The organism is Nocardiopsis coralliicola (assembly GCF_054779695.1).
Window position 1 is genome coordinate 1 of the sequence record NZ_BAAGXT010000074.1, and the last position, 14322, is coordinate 14322.

Genomic DNA, 14322 nt, shown 5'->3' on the forward strand with positions numbered 1-14322 from the left:
GCGGTGCGGCGGGCGCGCCCGGGCAGGCGGCACCGGCGTGGCCGGAGGCGGCGCCGCCACTCCGGGCCCGCCAGGCCGCGGGCGCCCCAGGGGCCCCGGGGCCCGCGCAGTGGCGCTCTAGGGTGGGATCCGGGGGTGGACGGGGAGGTCCTCGTGCGACCGGAGCCGCTCAGGGCAGCGCCTGAGCTTCCAACGGCGACCGTCGAGCTCAGCGCGGGGACCGTGGAGTACCGGATGGTGCCCGGCGGCCCGGAGACCGTGCTCGTCTTCCACGGCGCCCACCTGCGGGCCGGGATCCCGCTCGGGGAGCGGGTCCTCGCCGCTGCCGACGCGACCGTGCTCATCCCCTCCCGCCCCGGGTACGGGCGCACCCGTACGCCGCGCGCTGCACCCTCCGCCTTCGCCGACGCCGCCGCGGAGCTCTGCCGCCGCCTCGGACGCACCCGGCCGGCCGCGGTCGTCGGCGCCTCCACCGGCGGGCCGACCGCGATCGCGATGGCCGCCCGGCACCCCGCGCTCGTACGCCGCCTGGCTCTGGTCGGCGCGGTGGGCGCGGCGCCCTGGCCGGATCCTCCGGTACGCCGCGCCGCCCGGCTGGCGTTCGCGCCGGCGATGGAGGCGGCGACGTGGGCCGGAGTCCGCGGCACCCTGCGCAGCAACCCGGTCGCCGGCCTGCGGTCGCTGCTGGCCGGCCTGTCGACCGAACCTCCCGACGAGGTGCTCGACCGGATGCCGCCGCCCGTCCGGGCCCGCCTCACCGGGCTGTTCTGCCGGATGCGGTCGGGCTCGGGCTTCCTGCACGACCTGCGGGCGGCCGCGCAGCCGCTGGAGGAGGTGCGGCTGGTCGAGCAGCCCGCCCTGGTGGCGGCCGCCCGCAAGGACGGCCTGGTCCCGTTCGCCCAGGCCGACGCCCTGGCCGCCGCTCTTCCCGAAGCAGACCGGCTGGAGTCGGCCGCCGACCACCACTTCGTCTGGTTCGGGCCGGACCGCGCCGCGTTCGGCGAGCGCCTCTCCGCCTTCCTCGCCGAGGGGCGCTGACTTCGGCCGCCAGGGCCGCGCTCCGATGCCGTCGCACAGTGAGCTGTGTCCCGCAATGACCGGTTCGGCGGGCACCGGGCGTACACTTCCGCCGTGCCATCCACCGACGCCTCCGACGGTTCCCGCATCTCCTACGACGTCCGCGGAGAGGGCGCTCCCCTGCTCCTGATCAGCGGCCAGGCCAACGACCGGACCTGGTGGGACGGCGTCCGCGGCGACTTCGCCGCCCACTACCGCACCATCGCCTTCGACCAGCGCGGCACCGGTAGCTCCGCCGCGCCGGACGGCGCCGAGTACTCCATCGAGCGGTTCGCTGCCGACGCGGTAGCGGTACTGGACGACTGCGGCGCCAAGCGCGCGCACGTGTACGGCACCTCGATGGGCGGCAAGGTCGCCCAGCGGATCGCCGCCGCCTACCCCGACCGGGTCGGCGCCCTCGTGCTGGGCTGCACGTCGCCGGGTGGGGCGAACGCCCTCGCCGCCGACCCTGCGGTGGGCCGCGCGCTGGGATCGCTCGACCGCGCCGCCGCCCGCCGCGCGCTGATCGAGCTCATGTTCACGCCCGCGTGGACGGCGGCGAACCCCGGCCCCTACCGGGTGCTCGGTGCGCCCCGCATGTCGGCGGCCGCGCGCCGCGGCCACCTGCTGGCCAGCCGCTCCCACGACGCCTGGGACGACTTGCCGTCGATCACCGCGCCGGCCCTGGTCCTGCACGGCACCGAGGACGTCTTCGCGCCGGTCGGCAACGCCCGGCTGCTCGCCGACCGAATCCCCGGCGCCCGGCTGCACCTGATCGGCGGCGCCCGGCACGCCTATTTCGAGGAGGCCCGCGACGAGGCCGGCTCTGCGGTACTCGGCTTCCTCGCGGAACACCCACTGGCGGACTGATCCCTCCTCCCCTCCCCGTGTCCTGGTGAGCCCGTCGCACGGCCGACGAGGGAGTCAGGGCGGGTTTTCCTCCCCGACTGGGGAGGCTCGATCGCGGGCACCCGCGACGGCGCACAGTGGCGCGCCTCCACCGGACGGGCCGCGCCCGGGTGGTCCGGGAGACCCGCCGCCTGGAGGACTCCGGCGTCTGCTTCGACCGGATCCTCAGCGGCCGCGGGCCGGCCCGGCTCGCCTGGGCCTGCGCCGGAGCAGCCGCTGCCCGCCCTCGCCGCCAGTGCCGGTGCCGGTGCCGGAAAAGGGACTGCCCCCGCCGCCAGGCGGGGGCAGCCAGCAGGTGGAGAGAACTGCTCGCCGGGGTGTGTGGGACCCCTGGGTGGAATTACCCTTTACAGGTGACCGGTGACTCGGTGCCGATTACTCCCTGCCGATGGTTAACCGGCTCGGGTTCCTACACAAAGACAACAGACACACCTGCTCAGTGCGTGGTAGGCGGATAGACCCTCTGCCCATTACCTCGCTACTCGTTACGACCGACACTTTGGTGCCGCACCCTCCACTTCTTTCGGGGAGACCGCATTCCCCGGGCCTGAGGGCCGCTGCCGATTACCCGCGTTTACCCGCGTTGGGAATCGGAGGCCGGCCCGCGGCCATGTCTGTCCGGCCGGTTCAGTCGAGTTCGACCAGCTCGGTCTTGTTCGCGCGGTTGACCGCCTGCTTCACCCGCTGCGCGAATTCGGCGATGCGGTCGATCTCGTCCCACTGGCCGCGCCGGTCGACACCGTAGTCGGTGGTCTCGACGACGTCGAAGCCGAGGAGCTCCTGCTCTTCGATCTTCAGGCCGTGCTCGTTGAAGGACTCCTTCTTGCGCTCGACCCGGCGGACCGAGCGGTACCGGATCCAGCCGTCGCCGGTCTCGTACGGCGCGGCGTTCTCCGAGCTCAGCGGAACCGACCGGGCGGCCTGCTCGAGCTTGGGGATGATGTCGTCCTTGAGCACGAGCAGTTCCGGGACCGACAGCCGCCGCATCTGCCCGTCGAGTCCCTCGACGTCGGCGCGGGCGCGCTGGTTGGTGCGCGAGATGCGCAGCGCCAGCTCCTCGTCTTCGGCGAGGATGGCGCCGATACGCTCCCGGCATTCGGCGACCGTGTAATTGCGGCGCGTCGCCTTCTCGCTGCCGGCTTCGGGCACGTAGGCGTCCGAACCGCTGACCGCGGGGGTCCGGTAGCTGCGCCGCTCCGCTCCGGCCAGCTGGAGCCGGTTGGTCCAGCTGGCGAGGTCCGCGGCCAGCTTCTTTCGGCGGTTGAACGCATCTCCAAGACTCATGTTCACGGCCACGAAACTAGGGCCTGTCCCGCCTCCGGTGCCACTTTTTTTCCGGTTGGAGATCCGCGGCGGGCCCATTCTTCGGGGCGCCGGCCCCGATTCCGCGGATCTGCGCAGCTCAATAGCCCTGCCTTTCCTGGAAGCGTCGTCCGCTACAGCAGCTGCTCGGCGAGAAGGCGGACGATCGCATAGTCCTGGACGGCGACGCCGACACTTTTGAAGACGGTGCGCGGGGCGGTCTCGGGCAGGCCGGCGTCGAGGGCGGTGCCGAGTTCCAGCAGCGCGGCGCGGCTGAGCGCACCGGATTCCAGGGCCCCGATGACTTCGCCGGCCTCTTCGAGTACGGCTTCGGTCTCGTCCACGACCACGGTCGCCTCGGCCAGCAGCTCCTCGGGGAGTTCGCGCATGTGCGGGCGGAACGACCCGATGGCGTTGACGTGCACCGCGGCCGACAGGTCGGCGGCGCTGAACAGCGGCTCGGTGCTGTTGGTGGCGCAGCAGACGATGTCGGCGCCGGCCACCGCCGACGCCGGATCGGGCGCCGTCGCCACTGCCGTGCCGGGCAGCTCGGCACGGAGCTGTTCGGCGAGCGCTGCGGGGCGGGCCGGAGTGCGGGCCGCGATGGTGACCGACTCCAGCGGGCGGACGGCGTGCACGGCGCGCACCTGGTCGGCGGCCTGGGCGCCGGCGCCGATCAGCGCCAGGCGGCTCGCCCCGGCCGGGGCGAGCAGGTCGGTGGCCACACCGCTGGCGGCACCGGTGCGCAGCGCGGTGACCGGGCCGGCGTCGGCGACGAGCCCGCCGAGGCGGGCGGAGTCGCTCCAGGCGACGGTGCCGTCGATGGCGGGCACCCGGTCGAAGTTGAGGCTGAGCGTCTTGACCGCCGCGGTGCCGCTGGGCACGTGGTGGACGGGCATCGACAGGAACCGGCCGCCGAGCACCGTGCGCACCGGCACCTCGAACGCGCCGGCGGCCAGGTCGGCGAAGGCTGTCCGGACGGCGGCGACGGCGTCGGCCATCGGCACGGTCGTTCGCAGCAGCGCGTCGTCGACAACGGTGGTGGTCACTGGGTCAGCCTCCTCAGGGGTGCCGGCCGGTCGGCCGGCGCGGGGACCGGCCACCCTAGCGGGGCCTCCCCCCCGCTGTTCGGTGCCCCTGGACCGCACCGGCCGGCCCGAGCACGCACACGCATCAGGCGAGCCCCTGCCGGTCCAGCCAATCGCGCGCTACCAGCGCGGGGTTCTCCCGGTCGGCGGTGATCCTGCGGAGCATGTCGCGGATCTGCTCCGTGGTGAGCTCGGCGGAGACCGCGTCCAGGGCGCGGCGCTCCTGCCCGCCCACCGAGTCGGACCGGACGAGCGGCAGGATGTTCTCGGCGAGGAAGAGGTCCCGGTCGTCTTCGAGCATGACCAGGCCGCGGTCCTCGATCGCCGGATCGGTGGTGAACAGGTCCCCGACGTCGACCTGGCCGTTGGTGACGGCGTTGAGGGTGAGCGGGCCGCCCGCGTCCAGCGCGGTGAACTCGGCGAACTCCAGGCCGTAGACGTCCTCCAGCCCGACCAGCCCGTTGTAGCGGGTCTTCCATTCCGGCGGACCGCCCAGCACCATGTCGCCGGCGTGCGGTACGAGGTCGGAGACGGTCTCCAGGTCGTGGGTGCCCGCGGTGTCGGCGGTGACCACGAGGACGTCCTTGGACTCCGCCTCCGAGGCGTCCAGCACCTCCAGCCCGTCGGGGAGCTGCGCCGGGAGCTCCGCCAGCACCTCGTCGTCCTGCGTGGCCTCGGTCTCCGGGTCGGCGTACTGCAGCAGCGCGCCGCTGTACTCGGGGATCACGTCAATCGAGCCGTCGCTGAGGCCGGGAACGTACGCCTCGCGGCTGGCGATGTTGAACCGCTCCTCGACTTCAATCCCCTCGGCGCGCAGCGCCTCGGCGTAGATGGCGGCGATGAGCTGGCTGTCCAGGAAGTTCGCCGAACCGACCACGAGGGCGCCGCCGGAGTCCTCGCCGCCGCCGGAGAGCGGGTCCGAGCCGATCCCGCATCCGGCGGCGAGGAGGATCGTGCTCAGCGCGGCGGCCAGTCGGGTCGGTCGGGTGCGCGGCTCCGCTGTCCGGGCGATGCGCATGGAGCCTCCGTTCGAGGGCGGATGGGAGCGGCGGCGCGCGGTCATGGGGCCGGCTCCGCGGCGGCGGGCAGCGGCGCGGGGCCGGCGCCGCCTTCCCCGGCTGCACCGCCGGTGCCGGCCGGCCGGCGGGCCGCGGTGCGCACGCGCCCGGTGAGGCCCGGCGACACCACCGCGCGCTCGAACAGCAGGAGCGCCAGCTCGACGGCGATGGCGAGGACGGCGACCAGGACCGCCCCGGCGAGCATCTGGGTGTAGTCGAGCTGGGCCTGGCCGTCGATGATGAACCGGCCGAGCCCGTCGAGGGAGACGTAGGCGGCCACGGTGGCCGTGGACACGAGTTGCAGCGCGGCGCTGCGCACGCCCGAGATCACCAGTGGCAGGGCGCAGGGCAGCTCCACCGTGAGGAGCACCTGCCAGGGGCGCATGCCGATGCCGCGGGCGGCGGTGCGCACCTCCGGGGAGACGCTGGAGACGCCGGCGTAGGCGTTGGTCATGATCGGCGGGATGGCGAGGACGACGAGCACGATCAGGCAGGGGACGGTGAAGGCGAGACCGGCGCCGAAGTGCGGCGAGAGCAGCACGACGGCGGCGATGAGCAGCCCCAGGGTGGGCAGTGCGCGCAGCGTGTTGGCGAGCCCGGCGACGAGGGCGGCGCCCCTGCCGGTGTGGCCGATGTAGAGGCCGATGGGCAGCGCGATGGCGAGGGCCGCCGCTGCGGCGGCCCCGCAGTAGGCCAGATGGACGAGCATCTGCCGGGGGATGCCGTCGGGCCCGCTCCAGTGGACGGGGTCTGCGAACCAGGCGAAGAGGTTCATGCCGTGGTCACCGCTCTCGTCCAGGGGGTTAGGGCGCGGGCGGCGAACTGGATGGCGCCGTCCAGCAGTGCGGCCAGCACGAGGCAGAGCACGATCCCGGCCGCGACCGGCACCAGGTAGCCGAGCTGGAAGCCCAGCGTGAACAGCGAACCGAGCTGCGGGATGCCGAGCAGGGCGCCGAGCGAGACCAGGCTGACGTTGGACACCGACGCCACCCGCAGTCCGGCGGCGATGACCGGCACGGCGATCGGCAGCTCGACCAGCAGCCACCGCTGGAGCGGCCGGTAGCCGAGCGCGTCGGCTGCCCGGACCGATTCCTCGGGGACCGCCGCGAGCCCGTCCGCCACCACCCGCACGAGCAGGGCGACGGTGTACAGGGCCAGGGCGCACACGATGTTGAGCGGGTCCAGGATCTGCGTGCCGAGCACCTGCGGGAGCAGGATGAACAGCGCCAGCGAGGGCAGCGTGTACAGCAGGCTGGAGCCGCCCACCAGCGGCCGGTAGAGCGGGCGGAACCGGTAGGCGGCCCAGCCGAGGGGCAGCGCCGCGGCCAGCCCGATGAGCAGGGGGACCACGGAGAGGAGGGCGTGCGCCAGGAAGTACTCGAGCATGATCCCGGCGTTGTCGGACAGCCAGCGCAGCGCGATCACCGGCAACCGCCCTGCAGGTCGCGCGCAGCGGGGAACCGCTGCGGGCGGGGGGCGGCCGCCGGCGGCCCGGCCGGGCTGCGGGCGGGACGCCGTATCCGGCGGGGCGGCGGGAGGGCGCGGGGGGTCATCGGGGAACCGCCTTCGGGTCGTCGGTCGGGGGCCGGGGCAGGCTCCGCGTCAGGGGGCCGGTTCCTGCGGTGCTGCGGCGCGCGCGGCCGAGATGGCGCGCACGACCGATTCGGGCGTCACGGTTCCCAGCAGGGCGCCGTTGCCGTCGACGACGGCGCCGCGGCCGGAGGGGGCGGACAGGGCGGCGTCGAGCAGGCCGCGCAGTCCGCCGTCCCCGCGGGCGACGGTGCCGCCGAGCTGGAGCGGGCCGCGCTCCACCGGTCCGGAGATGTCGCCGGTGTCGAGCCATCCCAGCGGCTCCCGGTCGGCCGAGACGACGAGGACCCACCCGTCGCGGGCGGCAGCGCGGGCCTCGTCCGGTGCGGCGCCCAGCGGGACGGGCTGCTCGGCGCCGAGGTCGATGCCGGCCGGGGCGGTGAAGTCGAGGGACCGGTACCCGCGGTCGCGGCCGACGAAGTCCGCGACGAAGCCGTCGGCCGGCCGGGAGAGCAGCTCCCCGGGCGGTGCGACCTGGGCGAGCTCACCGCCCACCCGCAGCACGGCCACGTAGTCGCCCAGGGTGACCGCCTCGGCGATGTCGTGGGTGACGAAGACGATGGTCTTGGCGATCTCCTGCTGCAGGGCCAGGAGATCCTGCTGGAGGCGGGCCCGCACCACCGGGTCCACCGCGCTGAACGGCTCGTCCATGAGCAGGACCGGCGGGTCGGCGGCGAGGGCGCGCGCCACCCCGACCCGCTGCTGCTGCCCGCCGGAGAGCTGGGCCGGGTAGCGCGCACCGTAGGCGGCCGGCAGGCCGACCAGTTCGAGGAGTTCGGCCGCACGGGCCCGGGTGCGGCGCCGGGTCCAGCCGAGCAGGCGGGGGACTGCGCCGATGTTGTCGGCGACGGTCCGGTGCGGGAAGAGCCCGGCGTTCTGGATCACGTAGCCGATGCCGCGGCGCAGCTCCGCCGGGTCGAGGCCGGCGGTGTCCCGCCCGTCGAGGTGCACCGTGCCGCTGGTCGGCTCGATCAACCGGTTCACCATGCGCAGCGACGTCGTCTTGCCGCACCCGGAGGGGCCGACGAGCACGGTGGTGCGCCCGGTGGGGGCGGTCAGGTCGAGCCGGTCGACGGCAACGGTGCCGTCCGGGTAGGTCTTGGTCGCCTGGTCGAAACGGATCATCGGTCTCCTTGGGGGCCCGCGGCGGGTGCAGCCCGAGGCCGCGAGGGTCAGTCTGCGGATGGACCGGGCGGGGCGGAAGGGCCGGGCGGGGCGGGAGCACCGCCGGCTTCGCCGCCGGCCCCCTCCGGGCCGCCGAGCATCGCCGAGACCCGCTCGGCCTCGGCGGCGAGCAGCTCGCCGATCTCGGCGATGCGCTCGGCGCCGAGACGGTAGGCGGGGCCGACGACGCTGAGCGCGGCGACGGTCCCGGTGGCGGCGCGCACCGGAGCGGCGACGGCCATGACGTCGGGCTCGACCGCCGCGGCGGCAGCGAGGTAGCCCTCGCCGGGGACGGCGTCGCGGAGGACCCGGCCCACCGCCGACCCGTCCTGGGGGAACCGGTGCCCGATCCAGCTGACGTGCCGGATGGTGCGGTTGCCCTCCGCCTGGTCGATGTAGAGGACGCCGCCGTCTGCGGTGCTCACGCAGAGGTAGGTGGACTCGCCGGTCTCCCCCGCCAGGGCTCCGAGGGAGGGGCGGGCGAAGGCGGTCAGCGAGTCGTGGCTGAGCGCCCGTGCGCCCAGACCGATCAGGCGGTGCCCCGGGTGGAAGGCGCCGCTGTCGTCGCGGCCCACGAAGCCGGTGGACTCCAGGGTGCGCAGCAGGCGCAGCGCCGTGCTGGGGGCCAGCCCGGCGGCCCGGGCGCATGCGGTCAGTGACACGTCGCCGCTTTCGGCGACCACCGCGAGGAGCTCCAGCGCCCGTTCGACCGTGCGCGTGGACTGCTCTGCCACGGCCCCTCCCTTCGATGACGTCCGCCCCGCGGCGGCGCTACTGCAGCGCCCCGCCTGCTCGCGCGCCGGAGCACCGGCAGGGCTCGGATTTTCATTGGATGGAACGCTATTGCCAACAAGCGGCAGAATGACATACTCCGGTCCAGGGCGGAAGGGGTGTTCCCCTTCGGGCAGCAGACCCGGCGCGCCGGGCGGATGAGATCGGGGGTGGCCATGCTGAGCCTGGACGGGACGCCGCTGGACTGCGCACGGATCGCGGCGGCCGCGCGCTCTGCGGAGCCCGCAGGGCTCACCGGGGGCGCGCTCCGCCGCATCGCGGCCGCCCACCGGGGCATCGCCGCCGCCGCGGCGGCGGGGCCCGTCTACGGGCGCAGCACCGGGGTCGGCGCCAACCGCGACGTGCAGGTCGCACCGTCGCCGGATGCGGGCGGGCACGGCCGCCGGATCCTCCGCAGCCATGCCGCCGCGGCCGGCGACACGCTCCCCTCCCCTGCCGTGCGCGCCATGCTGCTGGTGCGCCTCAACCAGATCGCCGTGGGCGGTTCAGGCGTCTCCCCCGCCACTGCGCGGGCGCTGGTGCGCATGCTGGAAGCCGGCGCGCTCCCCGCGGTCCGCGACCACGGAACGGTGGGCACGGGCGACCTTGCCGCGCTGGCGGGCACCGGGCTGACCCTGCTCGGCGAGCGCCCCGCGTCGGCCCCGTGGACTCCGCCGGGCGATGTGGACGGGGCCGACGCGCTCCCGCTGATCAGCAGCAGCGCGCTGACACTGGCGCGGACGGCGCTGGCTGCGGCCGACCTGGAACCCCTCCTGCGGGCCGGCGCCGTGGTGACGGCGCTGTCGGCGCTGGCCGCCCGCGCGAGCACCGCCGCCTTCTCCGCCGACGCCGCGTCGACCTCGCCGTTCGGCGGTTCGGCGCGCGTCGGCGGCTGGCTGCGGGCGCTGCTCGCCGGGGCGGGCGGCGTTCCAGCCCGGCTGCAGGACCCGTTCGCGTTCCGCAGTGCACCGCAGGTGCAGGGGGTGGCGGTCGACGCACTGGACGAGCTCGCCGCCGCGGCCGCGGCACTCACCGCCACGGCGCAGGAGAATCCGCTACTCGTCGGCAGCGGGTCCGCCCACCCGCGCGCCGTCCACCACGGAGGCTTCCACATGGCCGCCCTCACCCTGCGGCTCGACGCCGTGCGCCTGGCTGCCGCGCAGACCGCCCCCGGGGTCCTCGGCCGCCTCCGGGCCCTGTCCGACCCGGCGGTCACCGGGCTCGCTCCGTTCCTTGCGGAGGGCCCGCCCGGGGCGTCGGGCACCATGATCCTCGAATACACGGCCGCGTCCGCCGCCGGGGCGCTGCGCGCCGCCGCCGCCCCGGCATCGCTGGAGACGGCGGTGCTGTCCCGCGGCACCGAGGACGACGCCAGCTACGCACCGCTGGGCGCGCGGCAGCTGGAGGCCTCGGTCGCCGCCCTGCGGCCGCTGCTCGCCGCAGAGCTCGCCACCGCCCTCCGCGCACTCGCCCAGAGCGGAACCGCGGTTCCGGAGCCGCTCGACCGCGCGTGCCGGCTCTACCGCTCCTTCGGCGGGCGCCCCGGCGACCGCGCCGACCGCGACCTGCAGGACGATCTCGCCGCCGCCGAGGAGGCGCTCCCCGTGATCGCCGACATCCTTCCCGCCCCGTCCCGGACGGCGGCACCGGAGCGTGCCGGGACACGGGGCCGCTGAGCGCTTCCCTGCCCCGGGCGCGCCCCCGCCCCGGAAACGCCGCGCGCGGGGACGTCCGCAGGCGGCGGGGGGAGGCCGCGGGACTGCCCCCGGGTTCGTCCGGCGCTCCCCGCGCGGTCAGCGCTCCGGCCCCGTCTCCGCCGCGGCGCCGCCGTCGGCCGCAAGCCCCCGCTACCGCTGCGCGACGGCGTGGAAGGCGGTCTTGGGAGTCCATTCCTCAGCCTCATCCGGGCCGGGCCCGGCCGGCCGGGTGACCTTGGCGATGCCGGAGCTGGCCAGGTCCGCGTCGGTGGCGGGGTCGCCGGTGTGCACCAGCATGGGCTCGCTGAAGGCGAACACGAAGGTCCCCTCGACGCCGGCGGAGGCGAGCGCGTCGATCGACTCGGTGAGGTAGTCGGCCTGGACCTGCTCGTCGCGGGTCACCCCGGCGCTGATGCTCGGCGGGTCGGCGCGGTGGTCGAGGACGTCGTGGCCCGACGCGCCGCGCGCGGCCGCGCCCGGGTAGGCGCAGCAGCCGAATTCGGTGACCAGCACGGGTTTCCCGGCCGCGACGTGCCGCCGGACCTGTTCGGTGTAGACCGGCGCGTTGAGCTCGTCGCGGTAGGTGTCCAGGCCGACATAGTCGAAGCGGGACCAGTCGACCGACTCCCAGTCGCCCGCGCCGTAGGTGATCGGACCGCCGAAAGAGTCCCGGACAGCGGCGGCGAGCCGGCGCAGGAGGCGGTCGAGTGCCCGGTCGAACCGCGATTTCCGGGTGGTGATCAGCCGCGGGAGCCGCTCGCCCCGGTGGTCGAACGAACGCCCCGGCACGATGCCCCGGCTGGTGAGGGTCAGTTCGCAGCCCACGTTGACCCCGATGCGCCCGTGCCAGGACCTCAGGCGCTCCGCGTCCGGCGCCAGATCGCGCAGCGCGGACGCGATCGCACCGGGCCGCGCCTCGATGAGCCGGGGCTGCATCCAGGCGAACAGGCCCATCCCGGCCGCGATGCCGGCGGCCTCGGTCAGCCGCCGCGGGTCGGTGGCCATGATGGAGACGGCGTTGGCGGACAGGTCGTCCCGGATGGCAGCCATGTCCCGGCGCACGTCGTCCAGGCGCCAGTTCGGCCGGGAATGGAAGTCCCTGGCGTAGCGGACGCCGGCGTCGTAGCAGACACCTCGGACGGGGAGGACAGCCACCCGGGCCCCTCTCGGTCGCACCGCACAGGGCAGGCCTGCACCGCACTGCCGCGGCGCCGGCGCCGGCCAGAGCGCAACGGTACCAACCGGCCGCCCGCGGCAGCTCTGCCTCCGGCCCCGGCGGGAACCCCGCGGGGGTGCCCGGCGCCCTTGCGGACGCGCAGCAGGACAGCCGTCCAGCCAAGTCATCCAGCCACTACGCCCTAGTCGCCGACGGTGAAGCGCTCGCCGGTGTGGGCGGGGGACTCCACCTCGTCGAGGAGGGCGACGGCGTAGTCCTCGGCGCTGATCCGACTGGTGCCGGAGGTGTCGACGACGAGGTCGTCCAGGGCGGTCCGGTAGCGCCCGGTGCGTTCGCCCGGTTCGATCTGGGACGCGGGGCTGATGCTGGTCCAGGCGATGTCGTCGACCGTGCGCAGGAATTCGAGGGCGTCGCCGTGCGAGTGCATGATCGCGAGGACCCCGTCGGGCAGGCCGGGCGCGTCCCAGACGCGGCCGCCGTCGGGCGTGCGCAGGCTGCCGGCGCCGCCGACCATGACGAAGCGCGGCACGGCCGTGTCGAGGGCGCGCAGGGTGCGCACGATGGTGCGCGCGGACGGTTCGATGAGCACGTGGTGGCCGGGCCCGTCGCCGCCGCCGACCGCGCTCACCACGACGTCCTTGCCGGTGGCCGCAGCGGCGACCGAGCCGGGGTCGAGGACGTCGCCGGAGACCGCCGTGACGCCCGAGCGGTCGCCGTCGATTCCGGACGGGTCGCGCGCGAGGGCGGTGACGCGGTGGCCGCGCCGCAGTGCCTCGTCCACGATCCGGGATCCGATGGTCCCACTGGCCCCGAAAACCGCGATCTCCACCGTGTCCGCCCCCCTGTGCGCGGCCGTACCGGAGCGCGCCGCTCCCGTTCCGGACGGGCGCACCGGCGCGCCGACTGCCTCGTGGCCATCGTCGCGCGGAGGGTGCGGGCCGCCGCGGCGCCACGCCGGTAACGCTGCGCGGACCTGCGGCGATATGCCGTACCGGCGGCCCTGCGGCGACCCTGCGGCAGCGCCTCCCGCGCACCGGATGGCGCCGCCCCGCGGCCCGGCCGCCCGGCACGCGAACCGGTCAGTGCTGAGGACCGCGCCCGGACCAGGACCAGGCGTAGGCGCCGTCGTCGGCGGCGGTCCCGGCCTCGCCGAGCTCCAGCGGGCGGAAGGTGTCGACCATGACGGCCAGCTCGTCGACCTCCTGGACGCCGATGCTGCGCTCGTAGGCGCCGGGCTGCGGGCCGTGGGCATGGCCGCCGGGGTGCAGAGAGACCGAGCCCTGGCCGATGCCGGAACCGCGGCGGGCCGAGTAGTCGCCGCCGCAGTAGAACATGACCTCGTCGGAGTCGACGTTGGAGTGGTAGTAGGGCACCGGGATCGCGAGCGGGTGGTAGTCCACCTTGCGCGGCACGAAATTGCAGATCACGAAGTTGTTGCCCTCGAAGACCTGGTGCACGGGCGGCGGCTGGTGCACGCGGCCGGTGATCGGCTGGAAGTTCGCGACGTTGAGCGCGTACGGGTAGAGGCAGCCGTCCCAGCCGACCACGTCGAACGGGTGCTCCGGGTAGGTGTAGCGGGTACCGGTGATCCCGCCGGGCCCCGCACCGCGGTGCTTGATGAGGACGTCGACGCCGGTGCCCTCGGCCAGCAGCGGGCCGTCCGGGCCGCGCAGGTCCCGCTCGCAGTAGGGCGCGTGCTCCAGCAGCTGGCCGTAGCGCGACAGGTAGCGCTTGGGCGGCGCGATGTGGCCGGTGGCCTCGATCGCATAGAGCCGGAGCGGTTCGTCGCCGGCGGGGACCCAGCGGTGCGTGGTGGCCCGCGGCAGGACCACGTAGTCGCCGCCGCCGACCGCCAGCGCGCCGAAGACCGTCTCGACCCGGCCCTGGCCGGATTCGACGTAGACGCACTCGTCGCCGACCGCGTTGCGGTAGAGCGGCGAGGGTGCGCCCGCGGCCGCATAGGAGATGCGCACGTCGTCGTTGCCGAGGACGAGGCGGCGCCCCTCGACCGCGTCGGTCTCCCGCCACTCCTCGCCGAACAGGCCGTGCAGCTTCAGGTGGCGCGGCAGGAGCGGCGCGTTGGGCGTGCGCCGCTGGTCGGGCACGGCCCAGGTGCGGGCGTCGGCGATCGCGGAGGGGATCGCGCGGTGGTACAGCAGCGAGGAGTCCGAGAAGAAGCCCTCCTCCCCCATCAGCTCCTCGTAGTAGAGCTGCCCGCTGGTGTTCCGGTGCTGGGTGTGCCGGGTTCGCGGCACTTCGCCCACGCTCCGGTAGTAGGCCATGCGCCGACTCCTTCCGCCTGCGTCCGACCGGTGCCCCGCGCCGCGCCGGTGCGGCGGGAGGGACGGCCCCTCCGGCGGCGCGCCCGGGTCAGGGCGGCTCGGGTGCGGATGCCGTCGGCGGAGGTTCTACCTGCTCGGCGCTTCGCGGCGCGGCCGCCGCGCCGCCGGGCCCGGCCGGTTCCGGCACAGCGCCCGCGGCGCCGAGGCCGGCCGCGGTGCGCACGGCCC

13 protein-coding genes are annotated in these 14322 nt (G+C 75.2%); 3 read left to right on the forward strand and 10 right to left on the reverse strand.

Translation table 11 applies throughout. From position 1 onward, the window contains the following. Positions 1-153: 153 nt before the first annotated feature. Positions 154-1038 (forward strand): alpha/beta fold hydrolase, encoded by an 885-nt coding sequence (locus ACYVGT_RS27215; RefSeq protein ID WP_460863490.1) that lies wholly within the window; start codon positions 154-156, stop codon positions 1036-1038. Positions 1039-1131: 93 nt separating this feature from the next. Beyond that, a complete protein-coding gene (locus ACYVGT_RS27220) occupies positions 1132-1926 on the forward strand; it encodes an alpha/beta fold hydrolase (protein ID WP_460863492.1) in 795 nt (264 codons plus the stop codon). Positions 1927-2592: 666 nt separating this feature from the next. Here ACYVGT_RS27220 and ACYVGT_RS27225 read toward each other — a convergent pair. The 7 genes from ACYVGT_RS27225 to ACYVGT_RS27255 form a co-directional block, all read right to left on the reverse strand. Further along, a complete protein-coding gene (locus tag ACYVGT_RS27225; RefSeq protein WP_460863517.1) occupies positions 2593-3249 on the reverse strand; it encodes a hypothetical protein in 657 nt (218 codons plus the stop codon). A 152-nt stretch (positions 3250-3401) separates the two neighbouring features. Beyond that, on the reverse strand, positions 3402-4316 hold the full coding sequence (locus ACYVGT_RS27230; protein WP_460863493.1) for an ornithine cyclodeaminase family protein: 915 nt from the start codon (positions 4314-4316) through the stop codon (positions 3402-3404). A 124-nt stretch (positions 4317-4440) separates the two neighbouring features. Beyond that, positions 4441-5373, reverse strand: a complete 933-nt coding sequence (locus ACYVGT_RS27235) for an ABC transporter substrate-binding protein (protein ID WP_460863495.1) — start codon at positions 5371-5373, stop codon at positions 4441-4443. A 41-nt stretch (positions 5374-5414) separates the two neighbouring features. Further along, positions 5415-6188 (reverse strand): ABC transporter permease, encoded by a 774-nt coding sequence (locus ACYVGT_RS27240; RefSeq protein ID WP_460863499.1) that lies wholly within the window; start codon positions 6186-6188, stop codon positions 5415-5417. After that, positions 6185-6838: an ABC transporter permease gene (locus tag ACYVGT_RS27245; protein WP_460863503.1), complete on the reverse strand. Its 654-nt coding sequence runs from the start codon at positions 6836-6838 to the stop codon at positions 6185-6187. Before ACYVGT_RS27245 ends, ACYVGT_RS27240 begins: the two co-directional genes overlap by 4 nt. Before the next feature lie 177 nt (positions 6839-7015). Continuing rightward, positions 7016-8128: an ABC transporter ATP-binding protein gene (locus tag ACYVGT_RS27250; RefSeq protein WP_460863506.1), complete on the reverse strand. Its 1113-nt coding sequence runs from the start codon at positions 8126-8128 to the stop codon at positions 7016-7018. Positions 8129-8175: 47 nt separating this feature from the next. Continuing rightward, positions 8176-8901, reverse strand: coding sequence for an IclR family transcriptional regulator (locus ACYVGT_RS27255; protein ID WP_460863508.1), 726 nt, complete (start codon positions 8899-8901; stop codon positions 8176-8178). Positions 8902-9114: 213 nt separating this feature from the next. On the opposite strand from ACYVGT_RS27255, the gene ACYVGT_RS27260 reads away from it, so the two are divergent. Further along, a complete protein-coding gene (locus tag ACYVGT_RS27260) occupies positions 9115-10614 on the forward strand; it encodes an aromatic amino acid lyase (RefSeq protein WP_460863521.1) in 1500 nt (499 codons plus the stop codon). A 171-nt stretch (positions 10615-10785) separates the two neighbouring features. Here ACYVGT_RS27260 and ACYVGT_RS27265 read toward each other — a convergent pair whose 3' ends face one another. From ACYVGT_RS27265 to ACYVGT_RS27275, 3 genes are all read right to left on the reverse strand, one after another. Further along, on the reverse strand, positions 10786-11790 hold the full coding sequence (locus ACYVGT_RS27265; RefSeq protein WP_460863510.1) for a hypothetical protein: 1005 nt from the start codon (positions 11788-11790) through the stop codon (positions 10786-10788). A 203-nt stretch (positions 11791-11993) separates the two neighbouring features. Further along, the gene (locus tag ACYVGT_RS27270; RefSeq protein WP_460863512.1) at positions 11994-12641 is read right to left on the reverse strand and encodes an NAD(P)-dependent oxidoreductase; all 648 of its coding nucleotides are present in this window, start codon (positions 12639-12641) and stop codon (positions 11994-11996) included. Positions 12642-12891: 250 nt separating this feature from the next. Then, positions 12892-14094, reverse strand: coding sequence for a cupin domain-containing protein (locus ACYVGT_RS27275; protein ID WP_460863514.1), 1203 nt, complete (start codon positions 14092-14094; stop codon positions 12892-12894). Between the last annotated feature and the right edge of the window lie 228 nt (positions 14095-14322).